The sequence below is a fragment of the Gardnerella greenwoodii 00703Dmash genome, from assembly GCF_000263635.1.
GTDB classification, from domain to species: Bacteria; Actinomycetota; Actinomycetes; order Actinomycetales; family Bifidobacteriaceae; genus Bifidobacterium; species Bifidobacterium greenwoodii.
In genome coordinates this window covers 119,337-134,286 of record NZ_ADEV01000007.1, presented here as the reverse complement: position 1 = coordinate 134,286, position 14,950 = coordinate 119,337, and the positions used below count along the sequence as shown (strand labels likewise).

Sequence of the window (14,950 nt, the reverse complement as noted above, 5' to 3'; positions counted from 1 at the left end):
TTTGGTTATTTTGTTTAGTTTATTCGCGATTTTTATTTTCGTTATTCTTGCTTATCGTCTATGAGTTTTGGCTGGTGTTCTTGTTATTTGCTTTTGACGAGGCTGGAAAATTTGTGTTTGCGCTTATAGCGCTCGTACACTTTGCGTGTACTCGCTGCTGAGCTTGCGTTGAAAGCACACTGTGCTTTCAACTTGAGCAAGCTCACGCTCCGAGTTGCCTTCGCGCGCTACGCTTTAAGCGCTCCGGCAGGTCGTCGCGCCCAGTCCTTCGTCGCTTTAACTGTTAAAGCATTCTATTGTGTTCGCCTATCTTTTAACAATGTTGCTTCCTCAGTCCTCTTTTATTGCTGAACACAATTTTTCCAGCCTCTCAACACGTTAACCTGCAACACAAAACTCATAGACTCGTTAAGTTTGTTACGAAAGTGCGTGGTTTACTAAGTGCAACTAAAGTCGCACAATTAAGCTTCGGGTGGGTTGGTGGTTGAGAGTGGGTTTGGTGTGGTGTGTGCAGCAGCACGGATGTTAGCGTTCGCTGATCAACAGGAATCAACGTCTGCAGAGCATTGATGCAAAGCTACATTAACTCCAGCAGGCACTCATCTTAGTGCAACTACCTACCGAAAATACTACGACGCACTAAGTTACAGTTGCTAATACGCATACTTATTTCTTAGAATTTGGTTGAACTGTGTTATTTATTTTTTCAAGTTCATCTTCAGCAAGCTTCATTTCCTCATAACAAATACATTCCGCATAAACGATAATCCACTGCACAAACAATGCAATCATGCAAATAGCCATAATGCTCGCAAAAGAATAAGCATTCATTTCCATTTTAAGTACGTACGCAATGAATACTCCTACAAAAAATGAAAGAATAAATCCAGAAGAAAAGCAATGACAAAAATTGTAATTAAACCTTACTCTCGAAAGTTTTTCTTTTAACGCTTTTTCGTCGTGTTTGATTTCACCTAAATCATTCTTATACTCATCTAATGCATGTCCAAACATATTAACTTCTTGTTTAATAAATGATTCATTGTTGTTATTGATTAATGTTTTTTCCGAACGGAAAGAAAGAATAAGACAGCAGACTGCACTGTGCGAAGAAGAGGGATGCTCGCGCAAAGCGCGAACACAGTGCAGCCTGCTGAGTATTTAATTATAGCCAGGCGATTAAAATCTCGCGCGAAGCGCGTTTACAGCTTTAATCGCCTAGCTGATTGCAATTCTGAAGAATTGCGAAGAATCATGCAGCCTGCTGCTCTTCATCCTTCTTGCGGTTACGCATGAAGACGAAGATGCCGAAGCACACCAAGCACACGCCAGCCAATGCGAAGATCACAACGCCAGCAGCACCGGTCTTTGGAAGGTGGAACCAAGAACCGTTGTCCTTTGTTGGCACGTTAGCAATGTCGACGGATGTAGGATTTTGTTCCGTGGAAGTTGCAAGAACAACTGCTTTATGGGCCTGATGATCGCGCTCATAGTTAGCTGGAGCTTCAGTCTCAACAATGTAGAATGGGTGCGTTGAATCATCAACAACAACCTTCACAGGAGTTTGGAACTTACCACCGTCAACAGTAGTGAGTTCGCCAACCTTTGAAGCGTTTTGGCATTCAGTTGCGCTTGTATTTGCAGCACATGCGTCAGCATCAGTCTTCTTAGCGAAGAGCTTGAACTTAGCGCCAGCGAGCTTAGGCTTAGACGTCTGAGTATTCGCATCTGTTGATTTAAAAGTACCGTCGTACTTGTTCACCTGTAAGTATCCGTAATTGGATGTAACCGTTGAGCCACCATCGCCTGGAACTTCTGGGGTTGGAGTTGGCTTATTCTTACCCTGTCCCGGAATAAAACCAGACTTATTGGTGAAACTCTTTTCAGTGACTTGCGTAGGATCCTTAATCGTGAACGCAAATTCAACTTCTACCTTTGCATTAGCGTCAGCTTTAGCTGCTGTTGCGATGCTTGTTAATCCAGTTTCATTGAAAGAAACCTTAATACGTGTTGCTACGGTTGTATTGTTATCTTTACCTTTAACATCTTCAGTAGCAACAGAGATATTATTAGTACCTTTATCATCTTTCAAAGGTACAGATTTATCTGTAGTACCGTTTTCTTTATAAACCACTGTTGCAGACTTAACAACAGCTGCCGTATAGTCATTGAATACACCTGCAGGAGCCTGATCGAATACAGTGTATCCCGTCAGATCATCCTTAGTCCAATTCTTACGTTCTGTAGCAGTGTTACTAGTAACAGCAGCAGAAATCTTGTAGGTCATGGTATCGCCATTACCCACAAATGCTGTCTCATTTTCACCGCGAACAAGAGTCTTCGTAATCTTACCAGCAAGGCTCTGATTCTTTGGTTTTGCAGTTACATTGTAGTCATAGGTAACTTGCTTATTTGCTTCATGAGTGATTTCTGGAATAGTCATGTAGAACGGTGTAACGTCATTAGAGTGGCCAGGTGCTGGCTGTGTTTCTTCTACCTTATAAAGGCCGATAGGAAGATTGCTGAATTTCTTCGAACCATCAGAACCTGTTACAGCTTCTTGCGTAGCACTTGCATCAAATTCCATGCCTGCCTGATTAGGATTATCGTTAAGAGATTTCACCTTAGTAGCAAGAGCTTCCCAGTTCTTATAATCTTTGAGATCTGTGTTTGTGGTATCAGAGGTAGAAAGCTTCGTAACTCTTTGTACCTTGAATTTAGCACCAGGAAGAGGAACGGATGTATCACCATTACCCTTATCCTCATACTTCTTGATGGTGATGGAACCAACGCAGTTGGCGGTTTGGGTTGTATCCCATGGTGCCTTGTTGGCTGTGCATTCAGTCCCATCAACAGCCCACGCGGAGCTGCCAGCCACCACGGCGCCGGCGACGCACAGCGTGCCAGCCATTGCGAGCGAGGCCACAGCGGCCACGCATTGTTTAGTGAATTTATTCACTTTCTTCTCCTTTGTTCAGGCCCCTTTTGGGGCAGGTTTTGAGGAAAATACGTTTATTTTTAATTTTTCTGCGCAACAAGTTTTAGCGCGAATCGCATGCAAGCTTGCGAGCCAGTTGCGTCTTTAGACCAGCCGACGTGCAGGTTTGCGTGCAAATTTTTTCATCAGCATCGCCACCTTTCGGCAGCCCACCTTCCGACGCGCCTCAATGCGGCACGCAACCATCCGGTGGCTTTGCGGACAAAATCTTTTACGGACACAGAATAATCGTCAAATCGCCTAATATTCTTGACTTTTTTGACTAAACCGCGCCAAATTTCGGAAATTTTACTGTTGGGGTTACGGTTGCTGTTGCCGTCACGGTTGCCGTTGCTGTTTCGCGTGATGACAGCTTGCGTAGCGGAGCGCAAACCGCACATCATGCCAGCAGCCGCGCCGGCAACACCACCAGCCGCGCCAACGAGCATCGCGTGACCCCACTTCGTCTGATCAACGAAGAACGCGCCGCACATAACGCACATGCCGATCATCGCCACCACCAGCAGCACCATGCTAAGCCCGTCCCCGCCGGTCTTTGGCAGAGCGAATTTCTCGACCACGTTAACCTTGAACGATATGCGATCCCAGTCCTTAGATTTCACTAGAGAGCCATCAGAACTAAGATTTATATTCCACATATCAGTTGATGTAGAACCATTGGTAACAACTTTATTAAAAGCATCAAGCGCCTTATCTTTCAGCGCAAAAACAGAGCAAGAATACGTTCCGGTCTCCTTAGGATCGCCCTCGATTTCTTCTTCCCTGCGCGCCACAGCACTTTCTACACTTCCAGGCTGAGCATTATCATTCAGCAAGCCGTAGAGAACACGTTCAGCATGGCAGAATCCATTTTCTCTACACTCTTTCTGCTGCGCTTCGTTAGCAAAGGTCCATTCAGGAGTGCTCTCGCCGTAACCATTACCCAAGTGCATGTTCAACGTATTTTCAAGCCCGTGGCTCCACTTATTTTCGCCTTGCTTAGTGCACATCATGCGCAGATTGATCTTGCCTTTATCTTTTACGCTCCACGCTTGCACAAACGGGTTTTTAAGAAGACCAATGCCCTTCATTACTGTAAGATCACTCTTACTATTAAGAGGACTATCTGTATCTTTAGCTTTAGTTAGAACCATCCTCAAATCAGTACCCTTATAGCCTAAATCAGTCACCTGCACCTTGGCAAACACAGGGTTCATGGTGCTTGTTGCGCTGGAAGAAGCCTTAAACTGGTTATTACCAGCATCAGGATTGTCCGAAGTAGAGCCGTCTGGGTAGTGCACAATCACATGCGTCTGGTAGTAATCTTTAGCCGCAATAGTTACGTCTGGGCGGAATGTAACGTTTCCATACTTAGAGCCTGAGCCTACGCCAACATCTTTACCACTGTGATTGAGTGGGTTAGTTGGATCCTGACTTAATGGATTACTCTGGTCCTTAGGCGCATTGCTATCCTTCTGACCATTCTTCCAGAATGACCAATCGTATGCATTAGCGTAGTTTGCAGGCGACGACGCTTCTTTCTTCAGCTCAAACCAAGTGCCATCAGGGAAGGCTTCACCATTCGCAATCGCTTGATACGCAAGCGAGTCAGTCTTTACCTGATCACCAGTCGGCTTCTTGTTCTTTGGCAAACCAGACTGCACTTCCTTACCAGCCTGCACAGACACCTTTTCGTACACTGGATTGTACTTATGAGCTTGCGTATGAATGTGGATTGGTATTGTGCGCTTCGCATAGTCAACGCCTTCCACTGCCGCTGTTTTGCCAGTATCTCCATCAAGATTCCACTTGAAGCCACTCAAAGGATCAGTGTTACTTGGTGTTACTTTTCCGTTTTTATCTGGAGTAATTGACTTTACAGCTTTGTCGAATCTATCAAGCAAATCGTCATTGTCATTAATAAGATGCTGCTTATTTTTAATCGCGTACACTACGCACTCGTAGTCGCCAGTCTCATTAGCTGTGCCTTTAATCCATCCGCGAGTACGCTCTGTAGTGTTGCGTGAGTTACCATTCGTAATGTAATCGTCGTAGAGCTGCGTATCAGGGTGGCACTTGCTCCTATCATTCTCGCAAGCTTTCTGCTGTTTCGCATCCTCTGTATGATCCCAAATCTTTACATCTTGCATCTTAATGCCAGCAATGCCGCCCGACTGGTAGTGAGACATAGTGCCATCTGGATTAACCTTATGGCAGATTGTGCGCAAATTGATTTTTCCAGGCTTATACACGGACCAAGAATCAAGCCAACGAATCGTCTGATTAGCCGTCTTGAGCTCCTCGTCTTTACTAAGGCTAATCGTAAGATTTTGCCAGTCGCCACTACCTTCTTTATCGCCAACATTCAAGTGCAAATTATTAGCATATTCATCATGCTTACGCGTAATGTTTACCGTCGCATAAATAGGTTTGCCGTTGTTACCAGAATCCTTGTCTTCCGAAGTGGAATTGTCCGGATAATGCACAATAACCTGCGTTTTTTCAGATGCAGCAGGGAACCACCTGTGCGGTCGGAACGTAACCTTGCCAAACTTGCCCGTAGGATTCTTAGCTGAATTACCAGAGTCAGCTTTATTATCTTGATCATCCTCAAAGAATGTGTAGCTTAAAGATTTCTTAAACTCAAACCAAGTTCCGTCAGGCAGATCGCCTACGCGCACATCGTCTTGCAACTTATCAGCACCATTAGCATCCTTCGCGCTTGTAGGCAAAGCAGTGGCTTGTTTGGTGCCGGCCTCCATTGTAAGGGGGATATATTGAGGGTTGTAGTAGTGAGCGTCGTTATGCACATGAATTGGGAAGGTTACCGAATCCCAATCAACGTGCCTTTGAGTGGCATCAATAGGATTGTTTTTGCTACCCTTCTGATCCTTTAAGACTGTCTTAATAACATCTTCAAAATTGCGATCGCCAGGATTCTTTACAAACTTATTTAGCTCTGTATCAAACTTAGTTTGCAAATCGCCATGCTTACTTCCATTTTCAAGGTCTTTAATAGCGTACACAGTGCAAACAAAGTCGCCACTATTCTTGTTTACATTACCTTGTAACCAGCCCCAAGTGCGTTCTGTGGTATCATGCTCATCACCATATAAGTAAAGGTTACGGTTGCATTTGCTACCATCGGCTTTACACTCATTCCTCTGCTTTTCAGTAGCCGTAAGCCATTGAGAAGGTTTACCTACAACAAAACTACCGCTTTGTGTATTGCCATCTCGACCAGCAAGTTTTAGACCATTAACACCATCAATCTCATAGCTTTCAGGTTTACCAGTTTGTGGATTCTTTTTATAGCAAAGCATACGCTGATAAATTTTTCCTGGCTTAGCACTTGACCACGAGTCAAAGAACATTGGCTTGGTGTTGCCAGTAGCGTCGCCTAACACTTCACCTGGTCGGAAACGAATACCAGTATTATCGTTATCCTCAATTTGTCTTCCGCCGGCACCAAGGTGTGAATAAACCTTAAGCTTTAAATCATCATCTTGATATTGTTGATTAGTCACAGACACAGGTGCATACACAGGTTTGCCAAGGTTACCAGAATCTGGATCTTCGGAAGTTGAACCGTCTGAATAATGCACAATTACAGGAGCGAAATACTCTTTAAGTTCTGTACCTCTTAATGGTTTAAAAGTAACTTTGCCATACGCAGTGTCAGAAGTAGTATCTTCGGCTTCATTTTTATTCTGTTTCTTGTTACTCTGCTTATCTTTAAAACTAGACCACGAAAGCTTATCTTTTGAATCCGAATGTTTTGAGTATTTCTTTAACTCAAACCATGTGCCTTTTGGCAAACTTGTACCTTCTGGCACAAGATCCTGTTGACTCTTGTCGTTACCAGCGCCGTTAGCACCACGATGGCTTACTGGAGCAGCCGAAGTAGCTTCAGACAAAATCTTCACATACGACTTCTTGTACTGAGGGTTATATTTGTGAGCCAAAGAATGCGCAACAAAAGTTACTGTCTTAGACTGCCAGTCGAATTTTTGACTATTTTTAGGCAAAGTGACGTTATAGTTTTTCTTATTGACAGCGGTATCAAAATCAGTTTTTGCTTGGCTTCCATCTCTCAAAGCAAACACGCGGCAAACGTACTTACCGCCCTTCTCAGGCGTGCCGGAAATCTCACCACGCGAACGTTCAATAGTAAAAGCGTCCTTATCAAACAACTTTTTGCTATTGCACGTTCCGTTAGCAAAGCAAGTTTCCTGCTCACTATCGCTAGCATGAGGCCATTTTTCAGTCTGCTTAAAAGTCAATCCGTTAATAGTATTATCGTTATTCGTTTTAGACAGGTCACTAAAGGTATAGTTCTCCTTCTTGACACTATTACCTTCCTTTGTTTCCTTCCAACAAAGTGACTTCAACGATATTTGACCAATTTGATACTGAGCCCACGAATCAATCCAAATACTTGGTTTAAGCGGATCGTTAACATCAATAGTTACAGAGCCATTATCTCCTAAATTATTACTGCCGTAACCCTTATAAATATTCAGCTTCAGCTCAGAATCATTAGGATTTGGACGCTTAAGATTAACCGAAGCATACACTACGCTCTTGCTAAAATCTCCTCTTGCGTCAACATTAGCTGCATCGTCATCCGTAGAATTAGAACCATCCGCATAGTGAACTACTACAGGAGTACGGAACTTCCCGTCTCCAGGCTCTCTCCACTTGTTTGAATAAAAACGGACTTGTCCACTATTTTTATATTGCGAATCTATGTGAGACCAATCAAGAACGGAATCGCTCCTATTCTTACCTTTTACATACTGCTTCAGCTCAAAAGTAGCATCTTTAGGAAGATCACCAGCCTGAATACTATCCGCATGCTTCTTGCTTGGATCCTTAACGCTTTGTGGTTTAGCAGTGTAAACAATCGGATTAACATCTCTCTGATCCTGACCAGTTTTTTCCGTCAAATCAACTGGAGTGTAAACAGGGTTGTACAGCGAGGCTTGCGAAACGACCTTGATTTTAGTTGGGTGCTGCTCCGTAACGAAAGATCCACGATCATAATACTTACAGTTATACGGGTATCGAGAAGGATTAGGATAAGTAATTTTTGTCCCAAATTCAAGAACTTTGCCTTTATCTTCTTTTCTAGGATTATAAGTTACATGACCAGTTCTGCTATCAATATACACAGAGCCCTCAGGCATCTTCGATGAAGAATTAACTACTCTTACACCTTCAGGAATTTTGTTAGTAAGCTCATATTTTATGCCAAGATTGGTAGGCAAATTAGTAGTCGTACCACCATCGTATTCAAAACTGCCATGCGAAGAATCACCTCCCCACTCACCGGTTCTTGCAAACGGTTTCACTGTAACAGGGCGATGATATGTAGTAATAGGAATATTATCTTGCCCATACTTTTTATCATCTGAATTATTGTATTGAGGGTATGAAATCTCATCGCCATTTGTCGGATTCATTTTTACTTGATGCTCAACGTAATCAGGAATACCATCGCCATCAGTATCAAATGGACCCATAGCAGCCCACTTGTTACGTGTACCACTTCCCCAACTGCCAAGAGTACCATTTGAATTCCAACCAGCGATAATAGGCAATGTTTCCGGATTAACACCATCCTCAACGAAAGCCTCTATGTGCCACTTATATCCATAAGTAGTATCAGCCTGTCCCCAATCGGCTAGCACGCGACCAAACTTATTGCTGGAATCATTTGGATTATTCGGACTACCTCGCCACTTGCGAATTTCACAAAAACCATATTGATCCTTAAATTCGCCGCAAGTAGCCTTCTCGCCATATTTACCAAAAGTTGCATTCCAAACAGTCTGAAAATCTTTATCGCCATCAGCGTAAGAGTAATTCCTACCTGTAGCAAATTCTGCAGGACGTTGGTGATTATGTTTTACTTCATTTGAAAATACAAATTTATGTAATTCATTGTCAAAGGTACGCACTGTTTTCGTTCGTGTAATGTAAACAGAACTCTTATTATTTCTATCCCCATCCCTAAGACCCTTTGGAAGAAAAACAATAAAAAGCGGTCTACCTTCCCAAGACGCACCATCCTTAGGCTGATTGCCGTGAGGAAGTTGTTTCAACGAAGCAGAAGCAAACCCAATGGACTCCTGGTTGAAAACAATATCCCAGCTGATCTTAGTTCCGCTTTTACCATAATCACTATCCCACTGATTATATTCAATATTCGGATAGGTAATAGAGATATCACGAACAGCATCGCCAACCCAGAAGTTGCCATCAGTAAAGTAGCCATTGCCAGCGTAATCCCACCAAGCCTGAGTTGCATTTGCTTCTTTTACCGGCGGCACTATGAGCATGGTTACTATGGTGGCGGCGGCTACGAACATTGCGAAAAGCGCGCGACGAAGAGTGTGTGCTGGGTGAGCAGTGCAAGCGATGGTGACGTTGCTGGAAGTACGAACGGCGGCATCGCGCTCGCTGGTCTTACGCCAAGCCAAAGCGCGCGACGCAAGACGACCCACTCGTGATGCGAATCCACGGAACTTTGCTGGTAACATTCTCTCGCCTTCCTAATCCTTCGCTGCCGCAAAAGCCGCAGCTTCTAAACCTCGCGTAACCATACTGTGTAGCAGAGCAAACGAGCCGTGTAGCAGAGCAAACGCAGCCCTGCTGACCGTCAGCCTTCTATCTAGTAAGCCGCCAACCGCAGCCTTCTATCTACCCTGCTAATCAGCAAGCTTCCAACCGAAGCTAACTAATCAGCCAACTCACTAGTCAACTAACTAGCCAATCAACCGTCAACTCACTAGCAACTCACTAGCAAGTAACCGGCAGACAACCAATCAATTAACTAGTCAACCAACCGTCAACCAACCAATCAGTAGTACTACTAATAAGTAGCGCTACTAGTCACACTCAAAGCCAAGTGCTCAAGCCAACTCTAAGCTAGTAGCAGTGCCGCGCATGATGCCGTGCAGTGACGCGTAGCAATCCAACCACAGGTAGAGAGTATACATACCTATAAGCCCTATACGCAAGTGTGGCGACTAAAGCGGTCAGTAAAATAGTATGGTACTTTTAAAGCCTTTAGTAGTTATACCCCCCCCCATGAACGATTTCAAGCAAAAAGGGCATATAATATTGCATATAATCGCGCATATGGAAAAATTCCTATAATCTACTAGTACCGCTAAAAAATCTACTGAAAAATGCATTTAGAATGAATAATTTCCGGCGCCAAAACGACGAAATTGCGTCTTCGGTGTGTCTAAAGCCGGTCGCTTCCACGGGCTAAAATACTACATGTAGGTATGCTGCGCGCAGCGTGGTGCTATATGCTGTGGTAGAGCGGACGGGCGAGATTCCAACCCAAACCGACAACAAACGACGGAAAATTGCACGGCAAATGTGGTCAGCCGCGACCAAACCGACAACAAATGCCAGTAAAAATACACGGCAAATGTTTCACTACGCCGGTCTTCAGACACGCGCGCAGTAATAGTACTGCACGAATGTCTCAAAACAAGCAAAATGAGACCCTAACGCAGTACGCAATCTGCACTAATGTCCGAAAACAACCAAACAGAGACAATAACGCAGTAACTCATCTGCACCAGTGTCCCAAAATGGGCAAAATGAGACACTCGCGCAGAAAGCAAGTCATCGCGCGCTAAATCGCAGCGCTCAAGCAGTCGTCGCGCCAACGCGAGAAAAGTTGCACGCGCAATACGCAAGAAAATCAAAAGTGGGCCTAATGGGACTCGAACCCACGACCTTCTGCTCCGGAGGCAGACGCTCTATCCACTGAGCTACAGGCCCGCGACTCGAGAAAGTATACACGCCAGTGGGGATGCGATGCGTGACGACCTGCTTGAGCGCAGCACAGCGCGCGCGAAAGCAACTCGGAGCGGAAACAAACGCCAGAGAAAAATCACGGCAAATGTGGTCAACTTAGGCAAAACCGACAACAAACGCTAGAGAAAATACACGGCAAATGTGGTCAGATTCGGCAGAAACGACAACAAACGCCAGAGAAAAAACACGGCAAATGTTGTCAACTTCGTCAAAAACAACCACAAACACGGGAAAAGTTGCGCACATTTGGAGCGCTGGTATCACGCGCCGCCGAGGAATGCGAAAGTTCCGAAGTAAAGCGCCGACGCAACCGCAATTAGCGGCACAATCAGGCAAACCGCAAAAATCCACCAATCGTGCGCATGCACACTGCTCACGCGAGCGTGCGAACGCGCCCCAACTCCCCCAAAACCGCGCGCTTCCATAGCCGTGGCAAGCGTCGTCGAACGTCGAATCGAAAGCACAAGCAGCGCAAACGACTGTGGGAAGAACGCCCTCACGCGATGCTCATCGCCCAAACCGCGCGAACGCCTCGACGCCGTCAGCGCCGCCCAATCATCCTGCAGCACTCCAAAAAGCCTAATTCCCGCCAAACCGCCGTACACGAAGCGATCCGGCAAATGCAGCACCTGGCTAAAAGCATCCGCCAAATCGGTGGCGTCCATGCCAATCACCATTACAATCGACGGAATACCAATCGCCAAAATCCTAAGCGCGGTAGCAACGGCCAGCATCGCCGATCGGTCCGTGGCATGCATAAGCCACCACTGGAACCAAGTATTTCCGCCACTTTTGCCGTATAGCAGCACGGTTAGCGCGGAAGTCGGCGCACCCACCCACACAGGCCAGGAAAGATAAATCACGCGCCACGGAGTAAGTTTGATGCACGCGAAAATCGCAAATTCCAGCACCAGCGCCACCGAAGCCGACACGCAATCAAGCGTAAAAATCAGCGGAATCGAAGCCGCGAACGCTCCAAAAATACGAAATACCGGATTCATCGACGCAATCAGCGGCGATCTGCTGGAAAGTTTCGGCTTTTCGCTGCGATTGTTGACGGCACTCACTTTGATTTGCGAAATGTCGGTTGCGCCAGTGGTTGCGGAAAGAGCTTCGGAAGATTCGCTAGATTCAGAAGATTCAGCAGCTTCTGCACTCACTTCAGATTCTGCATCTTCCGTAACTTCAGCACCTTCAGCACCTTCAGCTTTCGCATCCGGCACAAGCTCCACCAAGCGCGCATCCAACGCCTCAACCAGCTCGCGATCGTGCGTCACCACAATAATGCTCACGCCCTCGCCGCGCAAACTTGCAATCAAGCGAATAATTTGCAGCCAAGTTTTGCGATCCTGCCCAAAAGTCGGCTCGTCCAAAATCAGCACGCGCGGAGCCGCAGCAAGCGACGCCGCCACAGTCAGTCGCCGCTTTTCACCGCCCGAAAGCGTGTACGGATTCGCATTCGCATAGCGCGCCAAACGGAATCGCTTCAGCAGCTCCTGAGCATTCGCACGCGCCTCATCCGCCGGAACTCCCGTGCGAAGCGGGCCAAGCATAACCTCGTCCAACACCGAACCGCACGCAAACTGATGCTCCGGATTTTGGAAAACATACGAAATTCGCTTCGCCAAATCCGGCGACTTCCACTTCATTGGATTCGCGCCGTTCGCGCCTTTAGCAAGAGCCTCGCTCGCCACAACCTCGCCGCTTACAGCCGGCAAAAGACCAGCCAAAGTTAGCGAAAGCGTTGATTTTCCGGTGCCGTTCGCACCAACCAAAGCCGTAATCTGCCCGGCTCTAAACTCAAGATTGATGTGACGCGCAATCGGCTCGCTGCTGTGGCTGATTGCGAGATCCTTCGTAGAAAGCAGGACTTCTCCGTAGCCTTCTGACGGATTGCAGTTTTCGGAAGATTTACTTTCGGAAGAAGTATCTGCAGAAGATTTTGCAGGAGATTTTACGTTTTTCTTGTAGCGCTCCGGAAGCCAAATACCCAGATCTTCAAAGTCCAAATCGGTGCGATTAAACACATCGTCCGGCGTGCCGTCCGCCACAATTACCGTGCGAGATGAAGCCGCGCGCGCAATATCGTCGTCGTGAACGGTTTCGCTGTGAACGGTTTCACTGTGAGCATCTTTTCCGTTCGCATTTCCGTTCGCAGCCTCGTCATTCTCAAGCCCAAGCACAACCACGCGATCAATCATTTCAATCCACGGCTCAGCGTGATGCTCCACAAGCACCATCGTGGCGCGCGTCGAATCCAAAACCGTGCGAACAGCGCCAACAATCTGCTGCGTGCCGTCCGGATCCAAATTCGCAGTCGGCTCGTCCAAAAGCAGCACGCTCGGCTGCATAGCAAGCGCGCCAGCAAGCGCCAAACGCTGCATCTGACCGCCGCTTAAATGCGAAGTTGAACGATGCAACTGCAAGCCATCCAACCCAACTTTTTTAAGACTTTCGCGCACACGATCCCAAATATCTTCGCGCGGAACGTTCATATTTTCCGGACCAAAAGCAACGTTATCGCCCAAACGCTGGAAAATCGCTTGCGCATCCGGATCCTGCAAAACAAGCCCAACCTTGCCTCGCGCGCGGCGAACAGGCACGCCGTCAACCAAAACACGACCCTCGCTCACGCCACCATCGGCATCTTCGACGAGAGTGGTTTGCTGGGATTTCGCGCTATTTTTTGCGCTATCTGCACTATCTGCGCTATTTTTCGCGCTATTTTTCGCGCTATTTTTAGTCACAAAATCATTGCCAATAAGACCAGCCGCACCGCTTAAAATCGTGGATTTACCAATGCCTGACGCACCCAGCAGCAACACGCGCTCTCCGGCCTTAATCGTGAGGTCCAACCCGCGCACAGCAAAAGCGCGACGGGAAGCATGACGATAACCCCAATGCTCAAAACGAAGTTCAGCGTTATTAGCTTTATTAGCGCTATCACTTGCATTACTGATAGCGCTATTAGCGCTGCTGTCACTATTGCAATCGCTTGAAGCTGATGGAAGGAAAGTTTCAGATTCTTGCGATTTAACAGCATCAGGCATAGTAAATCCTTTATGGCAATGATAGATTTTTAATTTTTGCGAATACTTTATTCGTTACTTTTCGCGGATTTCGCGACCGGATGCAAACTGATCCAACGCGCCGGTCTTAGCGATTCCCACATACAAGAACCACATCAAAACACCTGCGATTACAATGCCGGAAACCACGGTGCTAACGAAGTATGGAAGACCGTACTTGCCGAATACGCTAACAGCCTGCAACTTATCGAGGAAGGTGTAAGCCCAGCAGCCGATGCCGGTCAAAGCGCCGGAAAGAACCATGGTGCTCAAATTCCACTTCTTGTAAGCGAAAATAATGAAAGCAATTTCAGCGAACAAGCCCTGGAAGACTGCAATACCGAAGGTTGCAGCGCCACCCCACTGATTGCCCATCAAAGCTTCAAGCACACCAGCGACGACTTCAGCGTAAATAGCAGCGCCTGGCTTGCGAACGATTACTGCTGCCAAAGGAGCAGCGAAGAGCCAAAGACCGTTAATAATACCTGCAAAACCTGGAAGAATGCTGTTTAGTGCAGTCCATGGAACCTCACTAAAAATGGCAACAATCCAGTAAATAAAAGCAGAAACAACGCCAATTACGGAAGCAACTGCGATGTCTGCAACACGCCACTGCATGTTAATCTGATAATTTTCTTCTGACATAAAAAATGTGCCTTTCTTATTTTGTGTTGCAATGCGTTACATTGTGCGCAATGCAATATTTTGCGTTACAACGAAACCTTGCAACAGCTCTCAGGCACGGGAAAAACAGACCTCCGTGCGCCGGTATTACCCGGATTCACGTTCAAGCGGTTTTCTCTCAGCTTTGGCGGCGCGAGTAACGCGTCGGCGCAAAGCACCCGTGTCGATTGACGATTGTACGGCACCGCGTCGACGCCAACCCTTCAAACGCTAGAGAATTACACGGCAAATGTTTCCCAAATCCGCAAAACCGACAACAAACGCCGGAAAAGTTGCGCACGTTTGGAGCGATACAAAAGCAATAACGCTCCAAACGCGAGGAACTTATCTCACATTTGGAGCGCAACGCAACAATAAATTTAAAACACTAAAATTTACT

General features: G+C 46.4%; 5 protein-coding genes and 1 tRNA gene. All 6 read right to left on the bottom strand.

The genetic code is table 11. The features are described 5' to 3' along the window. Positions 1 to 666: 666 nt before the first annotated feature. The 6 genes from NG78_RS02980 to NG78_RS03005 all read right to left on the bottom strand — a co-directional run bounded on the left by NG78_RS02980 (position 667) and on the right by NG78_RS03005 (position 14,532). Positions 667 to 1,014, bottom strand: coding sequence for a hypothetical protein (locus NG78_RS02980; protein WP_004134516.1), 348 nt, complete (start codon positions 1,012 to 1,014; stop codon positions 667 to 669). A gap of 238 nt (positions 1,015 to 1,252) precedes the next feature. Further along, positions 1,253 to 2,959 carry a SpaH/EbpB family LPXTG-anchored major pilin gene (locus NG78_RS02985; RefSeq protein WP_004134515.1) on the bottom strand — a complete coding sequence of 569 codons (1,707 nt, stop codon included), beginning with the start codon at positions 2,957 to 2,959 and terminating at the stop codon, positions 1,253 to 1,255. Positions 2,960 to 3,123: 164 nt separating this feature from the next. Continuing rightward, positions 3,124 to 9,522 carry a hypothetical protein gene (locus NG78_RS02990; RefSeq protein ID WP_004134512.1) on the bottom strand — a complete coding sequence of 2,133 codons (6,399 nt, stop codon included), beginning with the start codon at positions 9,520 to 9,522 and terminating at the stop codon, positions 3,124 to 3,126. Between the two features lie 1,188 nt (positions 9,523 to 10,710). Then, a tRNA-Arg gene (locus NG78_RS02995) sits at positions 10,711 to 10,783 on the bottom strand. Positions 10,784 to 11,079: 296 nt separating this feature from the next. Further along, complete coding sequence (locus tag NG78_RS03000) at positions 11,080 to 13,869, bottom strand: ATP-binding cassette domain-containing protein (protein ID WP_004134510.1); 2,790 nt, start codon at positions 13,867 to 13,869, stop codon at positions 11,080 to 11,082. Between the two features lie 54 nt (positions 13,870 to 13,923). Next, a complete protein-coding gene (locus NG78_RS03005) occupies positions 13,924 to 14,532 on the bottom strand; it encodes an ECF transporter S component (protein ID WP_004134507.1) in 609 nt (202 codons plus the stop codon). Between the last annotated feature and the right edge of the window lie 418 nt (positions 14,533 to 14,950).